This is a genomic window from Intestinimonas sp. UBA1698, assembly GCF_002320075.1.
Classification (GTDB): domain Bacteria; phylum Bacillota; class Clostridia; order Oscillospirales; family Oscillospiraceae; genus Intestinimonas; species Intestinimonas massiliensis.
The window spans coordinates 39,108-61,324 of sequence record NZ_DCJO01000031.1 but is presented as its reverse complement, the minus strand read 5'-3'; the positions used below and the strand labels follow the sequence as shown (position 1 = coordinate 61,324).

Sequence of the window (22,217 nt, the reverse complement as noted above, 5' to 3'; positions counted from 1 at the left end):
CCTTATAAACTCTTGGTCTCGGGTGTTGATACCCGCTCCAAAACGTGCTAAGATAATAGTGATAATAGGTCTGGCGGGCGGCCCCTTCTGGGTCCGCCCGCTGGAGCGCGTTATCGAAGGGATTACCAAACTAGCAGCAGGAGGGAAAAACTGTGGCAAAAATTATTTCTGTTGAGGAAGCCGTAGCGATGATTCCCGATGGGGCCACTATCATGTTCGGCGGCTTCCTGGGGTGCGGCAGCGCCCACAAGATCATTGACGCTCTGTCTAAGAGCGGCAAAAGCGGTTTTACCATCATTGGCAACGACTGCGGCATGGCGACCGGCCCCGACGGAGATCTGTACGGCATGGCCAAGCTGGTCCATAACAAGCAGGTCAAGCGCGTCATCGCCACCCATGTGGGTATGACCCCCGACGTGGCCACTCAGAACATGGTGGACAAGACCCTGGAGGTCAACCTGATCCCTCAGGGCTCCCTGGCAGAGATGATCCGGGCCGGCGGCGCCGGTCTGGGCGGCGTGCTCACCCCCACCGGCGTGGGCACCATCGTGGAGGACTCTCCCCTCTGCCTGGGCAAGCAGACCATCGACGGCAAGGAGTACCTGCTGATGAAGCCTCTGCACGCCGACTTTGCGCTGGTCAACGCATATAAAATCGACAAGGCCGGCAACATGTGGTACAAGGGCACCACCCGCAACTTCAACGTGGTGGCCGCCACCGCCGCCGACGTGGTCATTGCCGAGGCCGACAATCTGGTGGAGATCGGTGCCATTGAGCCCGAGAACGTAGTCACTCCCGGCGCCTACATCAAGTACATCGTGGATGGAGGGAAAGCATAATGGAAAAGTCTGAGATCAAGGGCTTTATCGCCAAACGTGTTGCCAAAGAGCTGAAGGACGGCGACGTGGTGAACCTGGGCATCGGCCTGCCGACCATGGTCCCCGCCTACCTGCCCGAAGGCGTGAAGGTCACGCTCCAGTCCGAGAACGGCATCATCGGCACCGGCCCCAAGCCCACCGCTGAGGAGGCCGAGCCCAAGTATAAGACGGATGCGGGCGGCTCCCCTGCGCAGGCCGGTCTGGGCGGCTGCTATGTAGACTCCGCCACCTCCTTTGCCTTTATCCGCGGCGGCCATGTGAACGCCACCATTCTGGGCGGCCTGGAAGTGGACCAGGAGGGCTCTCTGTCCAACTGGATCATCCCCGGCAAGAAGATGCCGGGCATGGGCGGCGCCATGGACCTGCTGGTGGGCGCGAAGAACGTCATCGTGGCTATGGAGCATACCGCCAAGGGCAATCCCAAGATTCTGAAGAAGTGCACCCTGCCCTACACCGCCGTGCACTGCGTCACCAAGATCATCACCGAAATGTGTGTGTTCGATGTGACCAAGGACGGCCTGGTCATGACCGAAATCAACCCCGAGTTCACCGTGGACGACGTGAAGGCCGCTACGGCCGCTGACTTCACCGTGGCCGAGGGTGGCCCCAAGGATATGACGGCCTGATTCTACCTGTAAAAAGCTCCCCGGACCATCGGGGCAGTATCCGTAAGACCGTTAGATGCAGGAACGGCGTGACTTTCGAAGTCACGCCGTTCCTGCATCTCATAATGTGGATAGCCGCAAAGCGGCGCAAGCGGTGTAGTCCCTTGTTCGGAACACAGTGACGCAAAATACCCCGGACATTCAGGTGTCCGGGGTGTTCAGTCTCGTTTCACGCACGTACAGGAGATACCCGTATAGAAGTGCGCCATTGTATCTGCTCGAAAAGTCGGAATTTGTCACTCCACATGATAGCCCTTAATAATGTAAACGGATTCCTGAATAGCGGCCACACTTGCAATGATACACGCAAATATGACCACCAGGGCCTTTGCCTGCCATGCATATTCGCTTCCGATAAACAGCGGAGGAACAAATACTATGATTCCGCAAACTTTATTCCATACAGAATGCACTGTGGCAAACCGATGGCATCGAATAAAGCCGACGATTATATTTACAGCTTTAATGATTGCGATAATACTGATCCAAATCAGCAGCCATGACGGGACAACAACAGAACCGATAATTTTAATAAGCACAGCCAGTACGAAAAAGATGTCTGCTATTGTGTCAAATTTAGCCCCCCAAGCCGTTGCGTTTCCCGATTTGCGCGCTACTGTGCCGTCCACGGCGTCCGTAATTCCTCCAAGCAGATAGAATAAGTAGAACCACGTTGAAAACGCCGGAAAAATTAGAATCAGCAGAGCGCATATTATCCGCATGGCTGTTAAGATGTTCGCCATTTAATCTCCTCCAACAAATCCCAATTTGTAAGTCTGTTTAGTGACATATTATCACATAGCAGCAGAGGATACAAGAACAGCCGCAGCAGTGCAAACTCCTGTGGCTGTTACTGTCTTATGAATACCGACTTTCAGTCCGGGGAGCTTTTTTCTCTTGCCTTTTGTTCTTTCACAGAGCGCTTCAAGACCGTCTCGACCAGATTGGAAAGTTTCCTGTTCTCCTGCTTGGCATAAGTCTGTAAGTCTTCTATCAGTCCTATTTCAAGGCGGAAGCTATAAATTTTCTTCTCAACGCCCATTTTCATCCCCTTAAAATAGTTTATATTACATTGGCAACGGCATCAACATCCTCCGGGATGCCCAGCAGAAGGCGGAGAAGCTCCATCTGGAAATGAGTGATGAAAAGTCCCCCGGTGCTCAATGAGCGCCGGGGGACTTCTGTCTTTTCAGGCGTTTTCAGGCGTCTTCCCGGCCCACGAGCTTGCTGCACTCGTTCACGGCCCGCTCCACGGCGTTGAGGATGTTCTGATAGCCGGTGCAGCGGCACAGGTGGCCGGAAATGAGCTTGCGCAGCTCGTCCCGGGTGTAGGTCTTTCCCGAGCCCACGATCTCCACGGCGGACAGGATGATGCCCGGCGTACAGAAGCCGCACTGGACGGCGGCCTCCTCCACGAAGGCCCTCTGGATGGGGCTGAGCGCGCCGGTGTCCGGGTCTTGGAGCCCCTCCACCGTGAGGATGCTCTTCCCCTCCGCCCAGACGGACAGGTAGATGCACGAGTCGATGGCCGTGCCGTCCACCAGGACGGTGCAGGCGCCGCACTCCCCCACCTCACAACCCTTTTTCACGCTGGTGAGCCCCAGCCGCTCCCGCAGGGTGTCGGCCAGGGATTCCCGCGGGTCGATGCCCACCTCCACGTCCTTGCCGTTGACGGTCATATGCAGAATCTGCATCATATCTGTGCACCTCCCTTCCTGGCGGCCTCGGCCAGCGCCCGACCGGAGAGCTCGGATACCAACTGGATGCGGAATTCCCGGGATGCCCGCCAGCTCGTCCGGGGATTGACGTCGGCCAGGGCCAGGGCCCCGATCCTCTCGACAGCTTCCGACAAGGCCATTCCCTTTACGCCATTTTCCGCCGTCAAAGCCCGCATGGGGACGGGTCCCGCCACGCCGAAGGCCAGACGGGCGTCCTCCACGGTCCGTTTGTCCGCGGACAGCTTCACCAGGCAGGACACTCCCAAGGTGGCGATGTCCATGGCATTGCGCTGGGCGTACTTGATGTAGTGGCCGCTCCAGCCCGCATAGTGGGCCTTGGGGATGACGATCTGCATCAGCAGCTCGTCGTGGGCGAGGGCCACCTTGCCCACGCCCTGGTACCACGCCCCAATGGGGATGATCCGCCAGCCGTCGGGGCCCTTGACGTGCATCTGGGCGTCCAGGGCCATGAGGGTGGAGGCGGTGTCGGCGGAGGTAACGCCGTTGCAGACGTTGCCGCCGATGGTGCCCGCCGCCCGGAGCTGGGGCCCGCCGGCAGTGTCGGCGGCCTCGCCCAGCACGGGGACGGTTTTCCGGATCACGTCGCTGTAGGTGACCCCCCGGAAGGTGGTGAGGGACCCGATGCGGACGTCGCCGCTGTCGTCCAGGTGTACCCCGGCCAGCTCCTCCTGGAGCTCGTGGATGGACACCAGGCGGCAGCCCGCCAGCTTGCCCTCCCGGCACTTGATGAGCACGTCGGTGCCGCCGGCGATGACCACCGCCGACGGATCGGCCCGGAGGGCGGCGATGGCGTCGTCTGCGCTTTGGGCCTGATAGATGGATGTGATGTCGTACACGATTACTCCCCCTTTGCGTCGATGAGCCCGGCGGCGGTAAAGGCCTCCACCAGCCGCTGGGGATTCATGGGCAGGCGGTTCAGGGCCACGCCGGTGGCCTGAAGGATGGCGTTCCGGATGGCGGGGGCCACGGGGATGGAGGGCGGTTCGCCCAGGGCCTTGTTGCCGAAGGGGCCGGAGGGGTCGTCGGTCTCCACGAAGAGGGCGCGGAGCTCGGGGTGATCCATGGCGGTGGGCAGCTTGTAATCCAGCAGGTTCCCGTTGAGCAGCCGTCCCCTGTCGTCGAACTTCATCTCCTCGCTGAGGGCGTAGCCGATGCCCATGGACATGCCGCCGTGGACCTGGGCCTCCGCCAGGGCGGGGTTGATGAGCTTGCCGGAGTCGTGGACGTTGACCATGTTCCGGATCTTGACCTTGCCCAGGGGGATGTCCACCTCCACCTCCGCGAAGCAGCAGCCGAAGGCAAAGGTGTTCTCCTTGCAGTGGCTGGTGGCCTCGGCGGTGATGTGGACGCTGTGCTCCAGGGAATAGAAGGCCTCCATGGCCAGGGCCTCCAGGGAGAGCAGAGCCGCGCCGGAGGTTTTTTCCACCACGTCCCGGCCGCGGATATCCAGCGCCGCCTGGTCCAGTTGAAGCACCTCGGCGGCGTACTCCAGCACCCGCGCCCGGAAAATCCGGCCGGTCTTTTGGATGGCCTTTCCCGTGACATAGGTCTGCCGGGAGGCGTAGGCGCCGGTGTCAAAGGGGGCGGTGTCGGTGTCTTGGAAGGAGACGATATGTACGTCCTCGGTGGGGATGCCGATGGTCTCGGCGGCCATCTGGGAGAACACGGTGTCGCCGCCCTGGCCGATCTCGGTGGCGCCCAGGTGGAGCTGGACGGTGCCGTCCTGGTTAAGGACCATCCGTGCGGAGGAGGTCTCCAGAGAGATGGGATACACGCCGGTCTTGTAGGAGAAGACCGCCATACCCACGCCCCGCCGGACGGGGCCGGTCTGGTTCCTGTATTTCTCCCGCAGCTCGGACCAGTGGATGGCCTCGGCCCCCTTTTTCATGCACTCGGCCAGGCCGGTGGAGTGGCAGGTGATGCCGTTGAAGGGGTCCTTGTAGCCCAGGGGCATGATGTTCTGGAGCCGGAACTCGAAGGGGTCCAGCCCGTACCGGCGGGCGATGTCCTCCATCATGCACTCCACGGCGAAGTTGCACTGTGGGATGCCGTAGCCCCGCATAGCGCCGGGGGCAGGCAGGTTGGTGTAGACGGTGTAGGCCTCGGAGTGGTGGCCGAGCCGGTCCAGATAGAGCTGACGGAAGCCGGTGACGGCGTTGGCGACGATGGAGTGGCCGTGGGAGGCGTAGCCGCCCTGGTTGGACACCGCCCGGCAGGAGCGGGCCATGAGGTAGCCGTCCCCGTCCACAGCGGCCTCCACGTCGAAGGCGATGGGGTGGCGGGAGCGGGTGTTCTGGAAGGTCTCCTCCCGGGAGATGTCCAGCTTCACCGCCCGTCCGCCCACCTGGGTGGTGAGGAAGGCGTTGAGGGGCTCGTAGAGCACCTCCTGCTTGTTGCCGAAGCCGCCGCCGATGTAGGGCTTGATGACCCGGATCTTGCCCCACCCGATCCCCAGCGCCTGCCCCACCACCCGCCGGACGATGTGCGGGATCTGGGTGGAGGTAACCACGGTGATGCGGCCGGCCTCCATGTAGGCGTAGGAGATGGGGGGCTCGATGTGGCAGTGCTGGACCTGCTGGGTCTCATAGCGGCCCCGGAAGTGGTGGTAGGCGGGGCAGGCCAGCACGTCCTCCACGGACTGGAAATCGGACGGCGGCATGGGCGTGCGCAGATCCATGTGGGCCAGCACATTGTTGGGGTACTCCTGGTGGATGGGTATGCCGCCGCCCCGCATGGACTCCTCCGGGTCCAGGCAGACGGGGTACTCCTCGTACTCCACCCGGATGAGCTTAAGGGCCCGGTCGGCGGTGACGGTGTCCTCAGCCACCACGGCGGCGATGTCGTCTCCGTAGTAGCGCACCCGTGAGGCGAGCAGCTTCCGGTCGGAGATATCCTGGTGGGCCTTCTCCACCGACCAGGGGTGGCCGGGGGTGGGGAACTGGATGTCGGGCACGTCGAAGCAGGTGACCACCTTAACGACGCCGGGCAGGGCTTGGGCGGCGGAGATATCCATGGACTTTACGACGCCGTTGGCGATGGTGCTGTGGAGAATCTTCGCCACCAGCATGGGACCCTCGTGAAAATCGTCGGTATACCGGGCCCGGCCCGTCACCTTGTCGGCGGCGTCCACCCGGTTGATGCTTCTTCCAACTTCCACAATGCGCACCTCCTTGTTGAGCCTATTATACCCGATTCCGCGGGAGAAGGGAAGGGGGAAGCACCGCGCCCCCTCCCCCAAATTTTCGGGTGCGCGGGCCCTGGAATCTAAAAATTATTTTGTCTGCCTAACATTTTGTGTAATATGACTTGATTTCTCCTCACCATGTGCTATCATGGACGTAAGAGCATATCATAGACCGCGTATTATAAGGAGGCGTCGCCATGATCGACCTGACCGTAAACAAGGAAGCGCTGGAGCGCAACATTCAAAAGGCCCGGGAAAACCGGATCGTCATCCCCACCTACCGGCAGATGAAGGACCCGGAGACCATCCCCGGCAAGATCAAGGACAAGCTGGCCAAGACGGGGCTGTGGGACGTGGACCCGGTGAACCTGTTCCGCATCACCTGGAAGAACGAGGCCCGGGAGAGCGGCGGGCTGTACCAGGCGGTGCCCAACTATGTGGAGCTGCCCCCGGAGCTCACGGGCGTGAACGCCCGCATCGTGGCTCTGGTGGGCAAGTGGTTCCCCACCGGCTGTCACAAGGTGGGGGCCTCTTACGGCTGTCTGGTCCCCCGGCTGGTCACCGGCCAGTTCGACGCCGGGTATCACAAGGCGGTATGGCCCTCCACGGGCAACTACTGCCGGGGCGGGGCGTTCAACTCCAAGCTGCTGGGGGTCCACGGCGTGGCCATCCTGCCCGCCGAGATGAGCCGGGAGCGGTTTGACTGGCTCCACTCCATCGGGGCGGAGGTCATCGCCACCCCGGGCTGCGAGTCCAACGTGAAGGAGATCTTTGACAAGACCAACGAGCTCAAGGGCGACCCCCAGTATATGATCTTCAACCAGTTTGAGGAGATGGGCAACCACCTGTGGCACTATCAGGTCACCGGTGACGCCATCGCGACTGTGTTCGAGGCCATCAAGCGCCCCGGCGACCGGATGGCGGGGGCCTGCTTCACCTCCGGCTCGGCGGGCACCATCGGCTGCGGCGACTACCTGAAGGAGGTCTACCCCACCATGAAGCTGGCGGTGGGCGAGGCTCTCCAGTGCCCCACCATCCTGTGCAACGGCTTTGGCGACCACCGCATCGAGGGTATCGGCGACAAGCACATCCCCTGGATTCACAACGTGAAAAACACCGACATGGTCATCGACATCGACGACGAGGACTCCCAGCGGCTGCTGCGTCTGTTCAACGACCCGGCGGGCCTGCAATACCTGAAGGAGGAGGCCGGCGTGGACGGCGAGACCCTGTCCAAGCTGTCCTGGCTGGGCATCTCCGGCATCGCCAACGTGCTGTGCTGCATCAAGATGGCCAAGTATTACGAGATGACGGAGCGGGACGTGGTGTGCACCGTCCTCACCGACTCGGCCGCCATGTACGGCAGCCGCATCCGGGAGCTGGCCGACCAGTACGGCCCCTACGACGCCAAGGCGGCGGCGGTGGACCACCACCTGCACCTGCTGGGCCTGCGGACCGACTCCATGGCCGAGCTGGGCTACCGGGACCGCAAGCGCATCCACAATCTGAAATACTACACCTGGGTGGAGCAGCAGGGCCGTACCATGGCCGAGCTCAACGACCTGTGGTACGACGAGGACAAGACCTGGAAGGGCGTCCACGGCCAGGCGGAGGCGCTGGATGAGCGGATCGACGCCTTCAACGAGGCCGCCGGCGTGCTCAAGAGCCTATAAAGGAGACGCTATGCTGAAAAACGTCACCCATGCCAAGTGCGTCCGCTGCGGCGCGGAGTACGAGGCCGTCCCCGGCCTCACCATCTGTACCTGCGGCGGGATGCTGGACATACAGTACGACTACGGCTACATCCGCACCCTCGTTTCCCGTGAAACGCTCTCCGGCTGTCGGGACTACTCCATGTGGCGCTACCGGCCCTTCCTGCCGGTGGAGCCCGACTCCCCTCCCACCCCTCTGCGGGTGGGCTGGTCCCCGCTGTACCCCGCCCCGCGTCTGGCCCAGGTCCTGGGGCTCAAGGCCCTCTACATCAAGGACGACGGCCAGAATCCCACTTCCTCTCTGAAGGACCGGGCCTCCGCCATGGCGGTGGTCAAGGCCCGGGAGGCCGGGGCGGACACCATCGCCTGCTCCTCCACCGGCAACGCCGCCTCCTCCCTGGCGGGCAACGCGGCGGCGGCGGGGCTCCACACCTATATCTTCGTGCCCGCCCGGGCGCCCAAGGGCAAGGTGGCCCAGCTCATGATCTTCGGTGCCACCGTCATCACCGTAGACGGCTCCTATGAGGACACCTTCGAGCTCAGTAAGGCCGCCATCGACAAGTGGGGCTGGTATAACCGCAACGCCGCCATCAACCCCTACCTGCTGGAGGGGAAAAAGACGGTGACGCTGGAGATCCTGGAGCAGCTCGGCTGGCAGGTCCCGGACTACATCGCCCTGTCGGTGGGGGACGGCTGCACCATCGCCGGGGCCTGGAAGGGGCTCAAGGACCTGTACGCCGCCGGGCTCATCGACCGCCTGCCCCGGCTCATCTCGGTCCAGGCGGAGGGCTGCTGCCCCCTGAACCGGGCCATCCAGACCGGGGAGCCCTGGTCCCCCATGGAGGAGAACACCCTGGCCGACTCCATCGCCGTGGGGGTGCCCCGCAACGCCGACAAGGCTCTGATGGCCATTCGGGAGTCCCAGGGCGTGGCCGTGAACGTCTCCGACGGGGAGATCCTGGCCGCCATGCGGCTGCTGGGCCGCACCTGCGGGGTCTTTGGGGAGCCCGCAGGGGTTACCGGCGCCGCCGGGGTGAAAAAGGCTCTGGAGCTGGGGCTCATCGACCCGGCCTCCACCGTGGTCAGCGTGGTCACGGGCAACGGCCTGAAGGACGTGGCCAACGGCATCCAGGCCGCCGGGGAGCCCATGCTGGTGCGCCCCGACATGGACTGCCTCCTCTCGGCCTTTGCCCAGCGCAGCATTACCCCCTAAACGGGGGAAAGGGGGAGCGTCACATGTATGAAAAAGCCGCCCGGACCGGCAATCTTCTCTACCGCGCCACCACGCTGGGGGGCACGGCCCTGACCCTGATCCTGTTTTTGTGGAAGGGGCCCATGGGGACCTTCCGGCTGGTGCTGTTTCTGGCCTGGCTGGCCCTGGGCGCCTATTCGTCGGTAAAAACCCTGGCCGACCTGGCCTCCGGCCGCCGGGCCCGTGAGACCAACTTTCAAACCATGCTGAAGACCTGGGAGGGCCGCACCGGCAGCCCCTCCTCCGCCCTGAGCAGCTTCTGGACCATCACTCTGGTGACGGCGGCGGGCAAGCTCCTGGTGCCCATTCTGCTCTACCTGGTGTAAAGGAGGCCCCTATGTCGATTCTGATTCAAAACGGCGTCCTGGTCCTGCCGGACGGCCCGCAGAGGGCCGATCTGCGGGTGGACGGGGACAAGATCGTCCAGCTCGGCCCCTCCCTGCCCGCGGGGGACAGCCGGGTGCTGGACGCCGCCGGGAAGCTGGTGTTTCCCGGCTTGATCGACACCCACACCCACTTCGAGATGAACAAGGGCCTGGCCAACGAGACGGCGGACGACTGGTTCACCGGCACCCGGGCGGCTCTGGCGGGGGGCACCACCACCGTGCTGGACTTTGCCGAGCCGGAGCGGGGCTGCTCGCTGGCCTCCGCGCTGGAGACCTGGCACGGCCGGGCGGACGGAAATGCCTGCTGTCACTACGGCTTCCACATGACCATCAAGGACTGGGACCCCCGCATCCGCTCCGAGCTCCGGGACATGACCGCCGCGGGGGTGACCTCCTACAAGGTCTATCTGGCCTATGACAACCTGCGCCTGAGCGACGCCGCAGCCTACCAGGTGATCCAGGCGGTGGGCCGGGAAGGGGGCGTGCTGGGCTGCCACTGTGAAAACGGCGACCTGGTCAACGCGGGCATCCGGGCGCAGAAGGCCGCCGGACGCCTGGGCCCCTCCGCCCATCCCCGGTCCCGCCCCCCGGCGGTGGAGGCCGAGGCGGTGAACCGCTGGCTGGCCATCGCCGAGTGCGCGGGGTATCCGGTAAACGTGGTCCACCTGTCCACCCGGCGGGGGCTGGAGCACGCGCTGGCCGCCCGTGAGCGGGGGCAGAAGGTCTATCTGGAGACCTGCCCCCAGTATCTTCTGCTGGACGAGAGCTGCTACAGCCTGCCCGGCTTTGAGTCGGCCAAGTACGTCTTTTCCCCTCCCGCCCGGCCCCTGGAAGACCAGCAGGCCCTGTGGCAGGCTCTGGAGCGGGGGGACATCGACACCCTGGGCACCGACCACTGCTCCTTTGACTTCCACGGGGTGAAGGAGCTGGGAAAGGACGACTTTTCCAAGATTCCCAACGGCCTGCCCGGGGTGGAGCATCGCCCCGCCCTGCTCTATACCCACGCTGTGGCCTCGGGGCGCATCACGGCCGCAGACATGGCCCGGTTGCTGGCGGAAAATCCCGCCCGGCTCTTCGGCATGTACCCCCAAAAGGGGGTCCTGGCGGTGGGCAGCGATGCAGATATTGTAATATTTGATCAAAATTATACCGGTCGTATTACAAGTGCAACTCAATATCAGAACGTGGACTACACCCCCTATGAGGGCTGGGCTCTCCGGGGCCGGGCCGACACGGTGCTTCTGTCCGGCCAGGTGGCGGTGGAGGGCGGCCGGGTGGTCCTGGAGCGGCAGGGCCGCTACGTCCGCCGGGGCCCGGCGGGCTTCTGGCGATGAGGGCCGCCGCGACGGTGGGGGCGGTGCTGATGGCCTCCGGCGCAGGGAGCCGGTTTGGCTCCAACAAGCTGCTCCACCCGGTGGAGGGGAGGCCGCTGATCCAGCGGGCCTTCGCCGCCCTGCCCGCCGCCCTCTTTGACCGGGCCGTGGTGGTGAGCCGCTACCCGGAGATCCTGTCCCTGGCCGCCCAGGCGGGCTACCACGCCTTTGAAAATCCCTTTGCCGACCTGGGCCAGTCCAGGTCCGTCACCCTGGGCCTGGCGGCGGTGGAGGATCTGGACGGGGCTCTGTTCGCCGTCTGTGACCAGCCCTGGCTGACTACGGAGAGTATCAAACGTCTGCTAAATTCCTTTCAGGAATCGCCCGACTGCATCTGCGCCCTGTCCTGGGGTGGAAAGCGGGGCAACCCGGCGCTCTTTCCCAGGGAATTTTACCCGGAGCTCTTTGCCCTCACCGGCGACGCCGGCGGCGGAGCGGTGATCCAGGCCCATCCCGACCGGCTGGTCCTGGTGGAGGCGGCCGACCCCCGGGAGCTCCGGGATGTGGATACCCTCAACGATCTGTAAAAAAGAGGCCCGGACTGTCCGGGCCTCTTTTTTATTCCTCCGCCGCCAGCCGGAGCACCTTTTCCACGTCCTCCCGCTCGGCGTGGCCCTCGTGGACCTTCTCCCCGCCGACGTAATAGGTGGGCACATAGAAATAATCGTAGGAGTCAGCCAGGTCGGCCTCCTCCCGCTCGTCGATCACGCGCAGGGGGATGTCCCGCCACTCCGGGTGCGCCTGGAGCAGCTCCTCCTGGCATTGCAGGGCCAGCCGGCAGTGGGGGCAGCCCTTGAGCACAAACAGCAACATTTCTTTCATAGTATGAATTCTCCTTTGTATCTTTGTATCTCCCAGCTTGCCCCTCCGCCCTGCTTTCCATTCACAGCTCCAGCTTGAGGGGCAGGCTGTCCAGGCTGGCTTCGATGCAGGTGTAATACCGGCCAAAGTGTACGATCAGCCCCAGCTTGTCCTCCGTCAGATAGAAGTCCTCCAGATAGCCGTTCTCGCCCCAGTCCACAAACGCCCCGGCCAGGAACTCCATCTCGCCCCCGGGGCAGGTCCACTGGGGCGTCCAGTCGTACCGGCGGATCAGGGCCCCGCCGTCCCCGTCGAAATCCACCACGTCGGTGAGGGCCAGCCGCCGCCCGGTCGCCCGGTCCACGGTGACCCCCCGCTCCCCCCAGCTCGGGTGGGCGGCCCAGCGGAAGTCGTAGTAGCTGTAAAACCGCACGGAGAGGTACTTCTCATCCTCCCGGGTGATCTGATAGGTTCCCTCCGTCGCGCCGTTTTCGTCCTTCCGGATGTCGTAATCCCCGCCGAAGTCGAAGGGCGCCTCCACCGCCGCCTGCCGCAGCAGGTCGTCCACCGACTTTTCCACGCCCTCGGTGTCCCAGCCCCGCACCCAGCCGATCTGGGGGTAGTCCGCCATCACGTCCAGCCCTCGCCGCTGGTCCACGTAGTGGTAGGTCTCCCGGTGGAAGTCCCCTCCGGTGCGGAAGGGGTCCTGATGGTCCGTCACCGTCTCCACCGGCACCGGCGGAGTGTCGAATCGGGGGACCTCCGCCGCCGGGGCCTCGGTGTCGATCTCCAGGGTCCAGACCGGGTCCACCTCGGGGCAGTACCCCTCGTCTCCGGACAAAAAGGGCTCCGACCGGCTGTGAAAGCCATACCAGTCGGCCTCCTCGTCCCAGCCCACGCTGTAGTAGCCCCCGCCGCGGAGACCGTCGCCCCCCTCCACCACCACGGCGCACAGGCTCTCCCCCTCCAGCGCTCGGAAGTAGTCTCGTTCCTCCTCCAGGGGCCCGAAGGACAGGGTGTATTTCCCCGGCAGCCGGTAGTCCGTCAGCCCCTGGCGGATATACAGGGCCAGTTGGCGATACAGGGCGGCGTGTTCGGGCTCGGGCTCCGGCGCGGGGTCTGCCTCCCCGCCCGCCGGAGCACAGGCGCCCAGCAGCGCGAGGAGTATCAACATAAGGGACAGCTTTTTCATGGTTTTGACCTCCAGGACCGTTTTTCTCCCCTATCCTATCAGGTCTTTCTCCAAAAATCCCCCGTTTCCGGCTACATTGGGTTACAAAGGGTATCAGCCCCGGCGGCTCTGGAAGTACAGCAGCCCCTCCAGCACGCCGCCGCCCACTGCCCGGGCCTTGTCCGAGACGGTGAAGCAGTGCTCGTATTCACACCGGGGGTCGATGTCCCCCGCCTTCATGCCCTGGGTGACCCGCAGGCCCGCGGGGAGCATTCCCCGCACCATGCCCGGCATGGCGGCGTACACCGGCGTGCCATCCACCCGGGCCACCAGCGCTCCGGTCTCCACCCTCTGGCCGATCTCCACCTCCGGCTCAAAGATTCCGTCTGCCGTGGCCCGGATGATCCGCTGGGCGGAATAGCCGCCGATGTCGCCGGGCACGCCGGTGTTGGGGATGGCGCTCCCGGCCAGGATGAGCCGCCCCAGGTAGTGGCCCCGCTTGGTCTCCACCACCCCATGGCAGTCCACCCCCGCCGTAAAACCCGGCCCCAGGGCCAGGACGATGGGGGCGTCGGTGAGGGCCGTGCCCAGGTTCCGCTTGGCCAGGATGGCGTCCACCAGGGCATCGAAGGGCAGTTCGGTCCGAATGCGCGCCTCCGGGTCGGCCAGCACGGGGACCTCTCCCGCCGTCAGGCAGGCCGCGGCCTCCTCCGCCGTCTCCACCCGGCGGGCGGCGATGCCTTCCACCTGGGCCGTCCCGTCATACATGCACTGGCAGAAGGCCACGGTCCGCCGCACCGCCGTGGGCCGGGCGATGTCGGTCATCACCACCCGGAACCCCGCCCGGTGCAGCCGCACCGCCGTGCCGGTGGCCAAGTCCCCGGCCCCTTTGATCAAAACCAGCATTTTCCGTCACGCTCCTCTTCCCGAAATGCCGTCAGCACGGCTTGAAGGCCCATGGCCCGAATCTGGGCCGCGCATACCTCCCCGGCGGCCCGGCGGGCCGGCGTGTCCGCCTTGTTGAGCACGCACCGGAAGGCCGCACCGACCGGGACCCCCTTGCGCCCCCCCAGGGGGTGGGTCAGCAGCCGGGCCGCGTCCGCCGCCGTCACGAGGGCGTCCGGGGGCTTGTCCACCAGGGCCGCCGCCCGGTCCGGCCGGTGGCAGGTCTCCCCGATGGGGCGGCCCACCGCGTCCAGCCCCGCCACGGCCAGCACCGCCCGGCTCTCCGGCGGGATCACCGGCTCCCACTCCTCCGGAGCTTTGAGGGGCAGGCGGTTGGCCCCGTCCCCCTCCACCAGCACCACGCCGGCCAGGTCCAGCAGGGCCGCCGGGTTCTCCAGGCCGGTCAGCTTGCCCTTCTCCCCCACCGTCCCCACGGTCACCGCCCGCCGGGCCTCCAGCAGGGCCCGGGTGGGCCGTTCGGACCGCGGGAGCCCGGGATGGGGCAGGATGTGGGTGGTGGTGGTGACGGCCACGGTGTAGCCCGCGTCCACCGCCTGCCGCGCCAGGGCATAGAGCAGGGTAGTCTTGCCGCCGCCCCCCACCAGGGTCACCAGCCGGTGGGCCGCCGGGTCCAGGGCCAGCCTGCGCCAAAGCTCCATGTCCTTACCCTCCCGTCAGATGCTCGATCAAAATTCGGACCCCGATCAGAATGAGGACGATTCCGCCCGCCAGCTCGGCCCGCCGCTGGAAGAGGCAGCCCAGCCGCCGGCCCAGCAATCCCCCCAGCACCGACAGGCAGAAGGCCACCGCCCCGATGACCCCGGCGGCGGTCAGGATGTCCACCTCCATGCACGTCAGGGAGACGCCCACCGCCAGGGCGTCGATGCTGGTGGCCACCGCCAGGGCCGTCAGCCGCCCCGGCGTGAGGGCGGCCGGCTCGGGCCGCGCCTGGGTCCCGCAGCCCTGAACCAGGGCCCCTGCCGCCATCCGTCCGCCGATGAGGGCCAGCAGGGCAAAGGCGATCCAGTGGTCCGCCGCCTCCACATAGGCGCTGACCCCGGTGCCCAGCAGCCAGCCCGCCAGGGGCATGGCAAACTGGAAGGCCCCGAACCACACGCCCAGCTTGAGTGCCTGGGCCGGCCCAAAGCCGGGGACGGCCACCCCGCTGGATACCGACACGGCAAAGGCGTCCAGCGCCAGGCTGAGGGCGATGAGGAGGAGAAAGACGGCCTGTTCCACGCGATCACCTGTTTTCCTGTTTGATATCATAGCACACCTGTACACATTATGCCAGAGCCTTGCGCCCCATGCCAAAACCGGGTACAATAGCGGGGAGAGAAAGGCAGGTGGGTCCCCTATGGAGCGGGAGGAGTATATGCGTCAGGCCCTGGCCCTGGCGGAGGAGGCCGCCGGGCACGGCGACGTGCCGGTGGGCTGCGTGGTGGTAAAGGACGGGGCGGTGATCGGCCGGGGCTGCAACCGCCGGGAGGAACGGGGGGACGCGGTGGCCCACGCGGAGGTGGAGGCCATCCGGCAGGCCTGCCGGGCGGTGGGGGGCTGGAATCTGCACGACTGCGCCCTCTACGTGACGCTGGAGCCCTGCCCCATGTGCGCCGGGGCCATCATCAACGCCCGGGTGGGCACGGTGTGCTACGGGGCCCGGGACGAGAAGGCGGGGGCCTGCGGCTCGGTGCTGGACCTGTTTGCCGAGCGCTTCAACCACCGCCCCCGGGTATACGGCGGGGTCTTGAAAGAGGAGTGCGCCGCTCTGCTCCAGGATTTTTTCCATGATCTGCGCAAAAATTCCCCGAATTTTCCCCAGAATTAAAACAATTGTAACAACTCCAGCTACTTTTTTTAACAATACCTCTGTATGCTTCGTGTTGCAAGAGACATTACTTCTTTTCATTCTATCCTCCGATCCTGTGAAAAAGCAGCGGCCTGACCGCTGCTTTTTCACGCCCGGAGGGGCAGTTTGGCTGCATTACGTCAACTTTACGAAAAACCCCCGAGATTTAATGCTCTTGTAACAACTTAAGATTTGATTGTTAACAACTCTTGGGTATCATAACACTTGCAAGAGACAGTTTCTTTTCATTTCATTGTATCCTCTTTCCTTTGGCAGAGCCGGACGTCAGGAGCAGGCGTCCGGCTTTTGCTGTCCGGAAAAAACGCCGCCCGCCGCAGCCGTTTCCATCGGCTGCGGCGGGCGGCGTTTTGTTCGCTTATCTTTCCTCTCGGAAGTAGGACAGCCCCAGATGTGCCGGCGGCTGATTCTCCCGCTTTTTCCGCAGGCTCACCACCACCAGCACCAGGATGGTGGCCAGATAGGGCAGCATCTTGAACAGCTCCTGGCTGGAGCGGCTCAGGCCCGGGATATACAGGTACAGCCAGGTGAGGAAGCCGAACAGGTAGGCGCCCCAGATGGCGTTGAGGGACCGCCACACGGCAAAGATGACCAGGGCCACGGCCAGCCAGCCCAGGGCCTCGATGGTGCCCTCGCTGGCCCAGGTGCCCTTGATGTAGTCCATGGTGTAGTACAGCCCGCCCAGGCCGGAGATCCCCGCGCCGATGCAGGTGGCCAGGTACTTGTAGCGGATGACGTTGACGCCGGCGGCGTCGGCGGTGGCGGGGTTTTCGCCCACCGAGCGGAGGTTGAGGCCCATGCGGGTGCGGTTGAGGAACCAGCGCAGCAGCACGGCCAGCAGGATGGCCAGATAGACCATAAAGCCGTAGCTAAACAGCAGCCGGCCGGGCGCGCCCAGGTTGGCCAGGGCGGGGATGTTGGCCCGGTAGGCGGCGGAGGTGGTGGCCACCGAGATCTGGCCCACGCCGCCGGCCATGGTGTTGAGGGCGCCGCCGAAGAAGTTGGCCACGCCTCCGCCGAAGATGGTGAGGGTCAGGCCGGTGACGTTCTGGTTGGCCCGCAGGGTGATGGTGAGGAAGGAGTAGAGCAGTCCTCCGGCGGCGGCGGCCAGGAAGGCGCAGACGAAGGAGAGCGCCAGACAGACGGCGGGGTTGGGGGTGGGGGTGGACAGCTCGTAGCCGAAGGCGCTGGCCAGACCGGCGATGCCGCCCAGGTACATGATGCCGGGCACGCCCAGGTTCAGGTTGCCGGACTTCTCGGTGATGATCTCCCCCAGGGCGCCGTAGAGGATCACGGTGCCGAAGACGATGGAGGCCTGAAGCAGCGACAGGATGTCGATCATGAGTGGTGGGCCTCCTTTCTCCCGCGGAAGATCAGCTTGTACTGGATAAAGAACTCGCTGCCGATGATGCAGAACAGGATGATGCCGGTGATGACGTTGGAGGCGAATTCGTTGAGCTTGAACTGGGAGGCGATCTGGCTGGCGCCCTTCTGGAGGAAGACCAGCAGGAAGGAGATGAGCACCATGACGAAGGTGTTGAACTGGGCCAGCCAGGCCACGATGATGGCGGTAAAGCCCCGGCCCCCGGCGGTGGAGGTAGAGATGGTGTGGCTGGCTCCGGCCACGGCGATGAAGCCGGCCAGGCCGCAGATGGCGCCGGAGATGGCCATGGTGCGGATAAAGACCTTGGACAGCCGGATGCCGGCGTAGCGGGCGGTGTTCTGGCTTTCGCCCACCACGGCGATCTCATAGCCCTGCTTGGAGCTCTTCAGATAGATGTACATCCCCACGGTGAGGACGACCACAATGAGGACGTTGAGGCCGTAGGCCTGGCCGAAGAGCTCGGGGAACCATCCGTCCTTGGTGCTCTGGTTGATGATGCCCACCACGTTGGAGCCGTAGGGGTTCTCCCACAGGGCCACGCAGTAGGAGGTGATCTGGATGGCCACGTAGTTCATCATGAGGGTGAACAGGGTCTCGTTGGTGCCCCAGCGGGCCTTGAACACGGCGGGGATCATGCCCCACACCGCCCCGGCGCACAGACTGGCGATGGCCATGATGACCAGCAGCACCGGAGTGGGCACGGTGCCGCCCAGGGCGAGCATGAGCCCGGCGGTCATGCACCCGCCCACCAGGATCTGCCCCTCGGCGCCGATGTTCCAGAACTTCATTTTGAAGGCGGGGGCCAGGCCGATGCCGATGCACAGCAGCATCATGGCGTCCCGAATGGTGACCCAGCTCCGGCGCGAGGAGCCGAAGGCCCCTTCGAACATGGCCTCGTAGACCTGTACCGGGTTGAGCCTGGTGATGGCGTAGATAAAGGCGCCGCTGAGGATCAGGGCCAGGACCACGGCGGCGACGCGGATCAGCCAGCCCTTCCAGTGGGGCAGGCCGTCCCGCTTGGCGATGCGGAGGACGGGCTCTTTGTGGACAGCCGGGGTACTCATGCGCGCTCATCCTCCTTTTTCAGATTGGTCATGAGGAGGCCGACCTCCTCCTTGGTGGCGGAGCGGCCGTCCACGATGCCGTTGACGTGCCCGGCGCAGAGGACCAGGATGCGGTCGCACAGCTCCAGCAGCACGTCCAGGTCCTCGCCCACATAGACCACCGCCACGCCCTTCTTTTTCTGCTCGTTGAGCAGGTGGTAGATGGTGTAGGAGGTGTTGATGTCCAGGCCCCGAACGGCGTAGGCGGTCATGAGCAGGGTGGGGCTGGAGGCGATCTCCCGGCCCACCAGCACCTTCTGCACGTTTCCGCCGGACAGGCGACGTACCGGGGTGGACAGGCTGGGGGTCATGACCTCCAGCTCATCCTTGACCTGCTGGGCCAGGGTCTTGGGGGCCCGGCGGTCCAGCATGGGTCCCCGGCCGGCCCGGTAGCTTTTGAGCATCATATTGTCCGGCATGTCCATGTCCCCCACCAGGCCCATGCCCAGCCGGTCCTCGGGGACGAAGGCCAGGGAGACGCCGATCTTTCTGATCTGCAACGGGTCCTTGCCGATGAGCTCCTCTCCCGCCCGATCCACGGGCACGTGCTGCCCGGCGATGGCCTCATCGGGGGCGGGGGGGTGGTAGAGAATGTGGCCGCCGCTCTGGACGCTCTGGAGCCCGGCGATGGCCTCCAGCAGCTCCTTCTGCCCGCTGCCGGAGATGCCGGCAATGCCCAAAATCTCCCCGCCGTAAGCCTCAAAGGACACATCGTCCAGGGCCTTGACCCCCTCGTCGGACAGGACGGTGACGTGCCGGACCTCCAGGCGGAGGTTCCGCTTCTCCACTACCGGCCGCTCGATGTTCAGGGTGACCGCCCGGCCCACCATCATGTCGGTGAGCTTCTGGGGATCGGTGTCCTGGGTGGCCACATCGCCGATGTACTCCCCCTTGCGCAGCACCGCCACCCGGTCGGAGATGGCCATGACCTCGTGGAGCTTGTGGGTGATGATGACCACGGACTTGCCGTCCGCCTTCATGTTGCGCAGCACATCGAAGAGGCGGTCGGTCTCCTGGGGGGTGAGGACGGCGGTGGGCTCATCCAGGATGAGGATGTCGGCCCCGCGGTAGAGGACCTTGATGATCTCCACCGTCTGCTTCTGGGATACCGACATGTCGTAGATCTTCTGGTCCGGGTCCACCTGGAAGCCATACTTGGCGCAGATCTCCCGGATGCGTCCGGAGACCGCCTTGAGATCCAGCCGCCCCTCGTTTTTCAGCCCGAGGGCCACGTTTTCGGCGGCGGTGAACACGTCCACCAGCTTGAAGTGCTGGTGGACCATGCCGATGCCCAGGTCGAAGGCGTCCTTGGGGGAGCGGATGGTGACGGGGTGCCCGTTCACCGCGATCTCGCCCTCGTCCGGGAAATAGATGCCCGAGAGCATGTTCATCAGCGTGGTCTTGCCGCTGCCGTTCTCTCCCAGCAGGGAGAGGATCTCCCCCTGGCGGATGTCCAGATCCACCTTGTGGTTGGCCACAACGGCGCCGAAGGTTTTGGTGATGCCCCGCATCTGGACTACATTTACGGTTGCCAAGCAATTCACCCTTTCTCCCTGGCCTTCCCGGAATCCAGGCGGGGCCATGGTTTCATGTACCATTCTATTGTACCAAAATGGAGGGCTTGCTGCCAAGCCCTCCATTGCGGTTTGTGGTGTACTTTATGAAATTTATTCGGCGGTGAGCTCGGTAATACCGTCGATGCGCAGGTCGAAGTAGGGGGCGGAGCGGATGACGGACTCGTAGAACACGCCGTCGGTGATGGTCTCGGCGCCGTTCATGCCGTAGGACTCGGTGTAGGAGGTCAGGTGCTCGCCGCCCACGGTGAAGTTGGCGCAGTCAAAGATGTTGAGGCTGCCGTCCTTCAGGCCGGCCCAGACCTCTTCCACCTTCTCGGCGGTGCCCTCGGCGCAGGACTGGCCCAGCGCGGAGATGGACACGGCGCCGTCCTTGATGCCGGTGGCAAAGTCGGCGGGGATCTCCTCTCCCTTGAGGAATTTGTCCAGGGTGGTCTGGTACAGGACGGACCAGACGTTCTGGGCGGAGGTCAGGGCGGCGGCGGGGGCCACGGAGAGCATATCCACGTTGTAGCCCACGGAGTAGGCGGTCTTGCCGCCGTCGAGGGCGGCCTGGACGGCGGAGGGAGCACCGGTGGAGTCGGCGTGCTGGCCGATGATGACGCAGCCGCGGGCCATCAGGGCGTTGGCGGCCTCAGACTCCTTGGCGGGGTCGTACCAGGACTGGGTGTACTGCACGTCCATGTGGGCCTCGGGGACGATGGACCGGATGCCCAGGAAGAAGGCGGTGTAGCCGGAGACCACCTCGGCATAGGGGTAAGCGCCCACATAGCCCACGTAGGGATCGGTGACGGTACCGGCGTCCAGGAGCTCCTTGAGCTTCATGCCGGCCACCACGCCGGAGACATAGCGGGACTCGTAGGTGTAGGGGAAGATGTTCTTCAGGTTGGCCAGGCCGGAGGCGGCGGCGTTGTCGCCGGTGCAGGAGACGAAGATCACGTCCTCGAACTCGGAGGCGGCCTGCTGCATGTAGCTCTGATGGCCGTAGGAGTCGGAGAAGATGATGGTACAGCCCTGCTCGGCCAGATCCACGGCGGCGTCGTAGCAGTTTTCATCCTCGGGCACGTTGTACTTGATGATGAGCTGGGTGTCCAGGTCCAGGCCCAGGTTCTTGCAGGCGGTGGTCAGGCCCTCGATGTGGGCCATGTCGTAGCCGGAGTTCTCGTCGTGGAGCATGATGCCGCCCACCTTGACGGCGGAGGCGGGCTCGGCGGGGGTGGACCCTGCGGGAGCGGAGGCGGCGGGGGCAGAGGCGCTGGGAGAGGGACTCTGGCTGCCGGAGCTGGAGCAGGCGGCCAGGCCCAGGACCATGACGCCGCCCAGGAGCAGGGCGAGAATGCGCTTTTTCATTTCTGGTTCCTCCTTATTTCTGGTTGGTTTATGGAACGTGATACCCGTATGCGCTATGTAAAAACGGCTGCCATAGCCGGGATATCCTGATACCGCATATCGCCGACTGGCAGCCGTCTGGCTTCCATCCGCTCATCCCAAGAAGGCGTCCCTTCTTGGCTGCGGCAGCATACGTAGAACCTATGTCGTCGGAACAAAGTTCGTTCCACTCCGCCCGTCTGACGCCGGGCATCCGTTTCGTTCCCTTGTTCAGCAGAACTCCACGCCGGTCTCCTCGCTCATGGACTTGATCCGGGCCAGGGACTCCACCCGCACGCCCATGGAGCGGATGCGGTCTCCGCCGGGCTGGAAGGCCTTCTCCACGCAGATACCGGCGCCCACCAGGGTGGCCCCGGCGTCCTCCACCAGCTTGATAAGCCCCTGCAGGGCGCTGCCGTTGGCCAGGAAATCGTCGATGAGCAGCACCCGGTCCTCCGGGCGCAGGAACTCCCTGGCCACGATGATGTCGTAGACCTTGCCGTGGGTGAAGGACTCCACCTTGGAGGTATACACGTCCCCGGCGATGTTCTTGGTCTTGTTCTTCTTGGCGAAGATGACCGGGCAACCAAAAAACTGCGCAGTCACGCACGCGATCCCGATCCCCGATGCCTCGATGGTCAAAATCTTGGTGACCCCGCAGTCGCCGAACAGGCGCCGGAACTCCTTGCCGATCTCGGCAAAGAGGCTCACATCCATCTGGTGGTTCAGGAAGCTGTCCACCTTGAGCACGTCGCCGCCCCGAATCTTTCCGTCCCTGCGGATGCGCTCCTCCAAAAGCTCCATGGCCCCTTCTC

Annotated in this window: 23 protein-coding genes; 8 read left to right on the top strand and 15 right to left on the bottom strand. The window is 64.5% G+C overall.

Annotated features, from left to right (window positions below; genetic code table 11):
• Positions 1-152: 152 nt before the first annotated feature.
• Together B3H64_RS06685 and B3H64_RS06680 are read left to right on the top strand one after the other, a co-directional pair.
• The gene (locus B3H64_RS06685; RefSeq protein ID WP_256319035.1) at positions 153-839 is read left to right on the top strand and encodes a CoA transferase subunit A; all 687 of its coding nucleotides are present in this window, start codon (positions 153-155) and stop codon (positions 837-839) included.
• On the top strand, positions 839-1,504 hold the full coding sequence (locus tag B3H64_RS06680) for a 3-oxoacid CoA-transferase subunit B (RefSeq protein ID WP_050617547.1): 666 nt from the start codon (positions 839-841) through the stop codon (positions 1,502-1,504). The genes B3H64_RS06685 and B3H64_RS06680 overlap by 1 nt, the downstream gene beginning before the upstream one ends.
• Positions 1,505-1,779: 275 nt before the next feature.
• Here B3H64_RS06680 and B3H64_RS06675 read toward each other — a convergent pair whose 3' ends face one another.
• From B3H64_RS06675 to xdhA, 5 genes are all read right to left on the bottom strand, one after another.
• A complete protein-coding gene (locus tag B3H64_RS06675) occupies positions 1,780-2,286 on the bottom strand; it encodes a CDP-alcohol phosphatidyltransferase family protein (RefSeq protein ID WP_278895271.1) in 507 nt (168 codons plus the stop codon).
• 131 nt (positions 2,287-2,417) lie between these two features.
• Positions 2,418-2,585 (bottom strand): hypothetical protein, encoded by a 168-nt coding sequence (locus B3H64_RS06670; protein ID WP_286733933.1) that lies wholly within the window; start codon positions 2,583-2,585, stop codon positions 2,418-2,420.
• Between the two features lie 157 nt (positions 2,586-2,742).
• Positions 2,743-3,240, bottom strand: coding sequence for a xanthine dehydrogenase subunit XdhC (xdhC, locus tag B3H64_RS06665; RefSeq protein ID WP_050617545.1), 498 nt, complete (start codon positions 3,238-3,240; stop codon positions 2,743-2,745).
• On the bottom strand, positions 3,237-4,118 hold the full coding sequence (xdhB, locus tag B3H64_RS06660; protein ID WP_050617544.1) for a xanthine dehydrogenase subunit XdhB: 882 nt from the start codon (positions 4,116-4,118) through the stop codon (positions 3,237-3,239). Before xdhB ends, xdhC begins: the two co-directional genes overlap by 4 nt.
• Before the next feature lie 2 nt (positions 4,119-4,120).
• Positions 4,121-6,439 carry a xanthine dehydrogenase subunit XdhA gene (xdhA, locus tag B3H64_RS06655; protein ID WP_286733929.1) on the bottom strand — a complete coding sequence of 773 codons (2,319 nt, stop codon included), beginning with the start codon at positions 6,437-6,439 and terminating at the stop codon, positions 4,121-4,123.
• 224 nt (positions 6,440-6,663) lie between these two features.
• Between xdhA and B3H64_RS06650 the strand changes: the two genes are divergently transcribed.
• Genes B3H64_RS06650 through B3H64_RS06630 form a run of 5 tightly spaced genes read left to right on the top strand, consistent with a single transcriptional unit; the run spans position 6,664 to position 11,716 of the window.
• Positions 6,664-8,139, top strand: coding sequence for a pyridoxal-phosphate dependent enzyme (locus tag B3H64_RS06650; RefSeq protein ID WP_050617542.1), 1,476 nt, complete (start codon positions 6,664-6,666; stop codon positions 8,137-8,139).
• Between the two features lie 13 nt (positions 8,140-8,152).
• Entirely contained in the window at positions 8,153-9,391 is a 1,239-nt protein-coding gene (locus B3H64_RS06645) for a threonine synthase (protein WP_286733978.1), read from the top strand.
• A gap of 23 nt (positions 9,392-9,414) precedes the next feature.
• Positions 9,415-9,756, top strand: coding sequence for a hypothetical protein (locus tag B3H64_RS06640; protein ID WP_050617541.1), 342 nt, complete (start codon positions 9,415-9,417; stop codon positions 9,754-9,756).
• An 11-nt stretch (positions 9,757-9,767) separates the two neighbouring features.
• Positions 9,768-11,150, top strand: coding sequence for a dihydropyrimidinase (gene hydA, locus B3H64_RS06635; protein ID WP_286733926.1), 1,383 nt, complete (start codon positions 9,768-9,770; stop codon positions 11,148-11,150).
• The gene (locus tag B3H64_RS06630) at positions 11,147-11,716 is read left to right on the top strand and encodes a nucleotidyltransferase family protein (protein WP_242853679.1); all 570 of its coding nucleotides are present in this window, start codon (positions 11,147-11,149) and stop codon (positions 11,714-11,716) included. Before hydA ends, B3H64_RS06630 begins: the two co-directional genes overlap by 4 nt.
• 31 nt (positions 11,717-11,747) lie before the next feature.
• Here B3H64_RS06630 and B3H64_RS06625 read toward each other — a convergent pair whose 3' ends face one another.
• The 5 genes from B3H64_RS06625 to B3H64_RS06605 form a co-directional block, all read right to left on the bottom strand.
• Positions 11,748-12,011 (bottom strand): thioredoxin family protein, encoded by a 264-nt coding sequence (locus B3H64_RS06625; RefSeq protein ID WP_286733922.1) that lies wholly within the window; start codon positions 12,009-12,011, stop codon positions 11,748-11,750.
• Between the two features lie 61 nt (positions 12,012-12,072).
• The gene (locus B3H64_RS06620; RefSeq protein WP_286733921.1) at positions 12,073-13,182 is read right to left on the bottom strand and encodes a hypothetical protein; all 1,110 of its coding nucleotides are present in this window, start codon (positions 13,180-13,182) and stop codon (positions 12,073-12,075) included.
• Positions 13,183-13,275: 93 nt separating this feature from the next.
• Complete coding sequence (yqeB, locus tag B3H64_RS06615; protein ID WP_050617537.1) at positions 13,276-14,067, bottom strand: selenium-dependent molybdenum cofactor biosynthesis protein YqeB; 792 nt, start codon at positions 14,065-14,067, stop codon at positions 13,276-13,278.
• Positions 14,055-14,765: a selenium cofactor biosynthesis protein YqeC gene (gene yqeC, locus B3H64_RS06610; protein WP_286733918.1), complete on the bottom strand. Its 711-nt coding sequence runs from the start codon at positions 14,763-14,765 to the stop codon at positions 14,055-14,057. The genes yqeB and yqeC overlap by 13 nt, the downstream gene beginning before the upstream one ends.
• Before the next feature lie 4 nt (positions 14,766-14,769).
• Entirely contained in the window at positions 14,770-15,345 is a 576-nt protein-coding gene (locus B3H64_RS06605) for a manganese efflux pump MntP family protein (RefSeq protein WP_242853678.1), read from the bottom strand.
• 118 nt (positions 15,346-15,463) lie between these two features.
• Here B3H64_RS06605 and tadA point away from each other — a divergent pair, with 118 nt between their 5' ends.
• Entirely contained in the window at positions 15,464-15,934 is a 471-nt protein-coding gene (gene tadA, locus B3H64_RS06600; RefSeq protein ID WP_050617534.1) for a tRNA adenosine(34) deaminase TadA, read from the top strand.
• A gap of 397 nt (positions 15,935-16,331) precedes the next feature.
• On the opposite strand, the gene B3H64_RS06595 is transcribed toward tadA, so the two are convergent.
• From B3H64_RS06595 to B3H64_RS06575, 5 genes are all read right to left on the bottom strand, one after another.
• Positions 16,332-17,315, bottom strand: a complete 984-nt coding sequence (locus tag B3H64_RS06595) for an ABC transporter permease (RefSeq protein WP_050617533.1) — start codon at positions 17,313-17,315, stop codon at positions 16,332-16,334.
• The gene (locus B3H64_RS06590) at positions 17,312-18,421 is read right to left on the bottom strand and encodes an ABC transporter permease (RefSeq protein ID WP_050617532.1); all 1,110 of its coding nucleotides are present in this window, start codon (positions 18,419-18,421) and stop codon (positions 17,312-17,314) included. Before B3H64_RS06590 ends, B3H64_RS06595 begins: the two co-directional genes overlap by 4 nt.
• Positions 18,418-19,971, bottom strand: a complete 1,554-nt coding sequence (locus B3H64_RS06585) for an ABC transporter ATP-binding protein (RefSeq protein WP_050617531.1) — start codon at positions 19,969-19,971, stop codon at positions 18,418-18,420. Before B3H64_RS06585 ends, B3H64_RS06590 begins: the two co-directional genes overlap by 4 nt.
• 156 nt (positions 19,972-20,127) lie before the next feature.
• Positions 20,128-21,384 (bottom strand): BMP family ABC transporter substrate-binding protein, encoded by a 1,257-nt coding sequence (locus B3H64_RS06580; protein ID WP_050617530.1) that lies wholly within the window; start codon positions 21,382-21,384, stop codon positions 20,128-20,130.
• 249 nt (positions 21,385-21,633) lie between these two features.
• Positions 21,634-22,206, bottom strand: coding sequence for a xanthine phosphoribosyltransferase (locus tag B3H64_RS06575; RefSeq protein ID WP_050617529.1), 573 nt, complete (start codon positions 22,204-22,206; stop codon positions 21,634-21,636).
• Positions 22,207-22,217: the final 11 nt, after the last annotated feature.

Bases quoted from the DNA above. Each gene is read 5' to 3' on its own strand.
- B3H64_RS06580 (WP_050617530.1), bottom strand. From the start codon at position 21,384: ATGAAAAAGCGCATTCTCGCCCTGCTCCTGGGCGGCGTCATGGTCCTG.
- B3H64_RS06670 (WP_286733933.1), bottom strand. From the start codon at position 2,585: ATGGGCGTTGAGAAGAAAATTTATAGCTTCCGCCTTGAAATAGGACTG.
- B3H64_RS06595 (WP_050617533.1), bottom strand. From the start codon at position 17,315: ATGATCGACATCCTGTCGCTGCTTCAGGCCTCCATCGTCTTCGGCACC.
- B3H64_RS06575 (WP_050617529.1), bottom strand. From the start codon at position 22,206: ATGGAGCTTTTGGAGGAGCGCATCCGCAGGGACGGAAAGATTCGGGGC.
- yqeC (WP_286733918.1), bottom strand. From the start codon at position 14,765: ATGGAGCTTTGGCGCAGGCTGGCCCTGGACCCGGCGGCCCACCGGCTG.
- B3H64_RS06585 (WP_050617531.1), bottom strand. From the start codon at position 19,971: ATGCGGGGCATCACCAAAACCTTCGGCGCCGTTGTGGCCAACCACAAG.
- B3H64_RS06675 (WP_278895271.1), bottom strand. From the start codon at position 2,286: ATGGCGAACATCTTAACAGCCATGCGGATAATATGCGCTCTGCTGATT.
- yqeB (WP_050617537.1), bottom strand. From the start codon at position 14,067: ATGCTGGTTTTGATCAAAGGGGCCGGGGACTTGGCCACCGGCACGGCG.
- B3H64_RS06625 (WP_286733922.1), bottom strand. From the start codon at position 12,011: ATGAAAGAAATGTTGCTGTTTGTGCTCAAGGGCTGCCCCCACTGCCGG.
- B3H64_RS06680 (WP_050617547.1), top strand. From the start codon at position 839: ATGGAAAAGTCTGAGATCAAGGGCTTTATCGCCAAACGTGTTGCCAAA.
- tadA (WP_050617534.1), top strand. From the start codon at position 15,464: ATGGAGCGGGAGGAGTATATGCGTCAGGCCCTGGCCCTGGCGGAGGAG.
- hydA (WP_286733926.1), top strand. From the start codon at position 9,768: ATGTCGATTCTGATTCAAAACGGCGTCCTGGTCCTGCCGGACGGCCCG.
- B3H64_RS06620 (WP_286733921.1), bottom strand. From the start codon at position 13,182: ATGAAAAAGCTGTCCCTTATGTTGATACTCCTCGCGCTGCTGGGCGCC.
- B3H64_RS06590 (WP_050617532.1), bottom strand. From the start codon at position 18,421: ATGAGTACCCCGGCTGTCCACAAAGAGCCCGTCCTCCGCATCGCCAAG.
- B3H64_RS06650 (WP_050617542.1), top strand. From the start codon at position 6,664: ATGATCGACCTGACCGTAAACAAGGAAGCGCTGGAGCGCAACATTCAA.
- B3H64_RS06630 (WP_242853679.1), top strand. From the start codon at position 11,147: ATGAGGGCCGCCGCGACGGTGGGGGCGGTGCTGATGGCCTCCGGCGCA.
- B3H64_RS06640 (WP_050617541.1), top strand. From the start codon at position 9,415: ATGTATGAAAAAGCCGCCCGGACCGGCAATCTTCTCTACCGCGCCACC.
- xdhC (WP_050617545.1), bottom strand. From the start codon at position 3,240: ATGATGCAGATTCTGCATATGACCGTCAACGGCAAGGACGTGGAGGTG.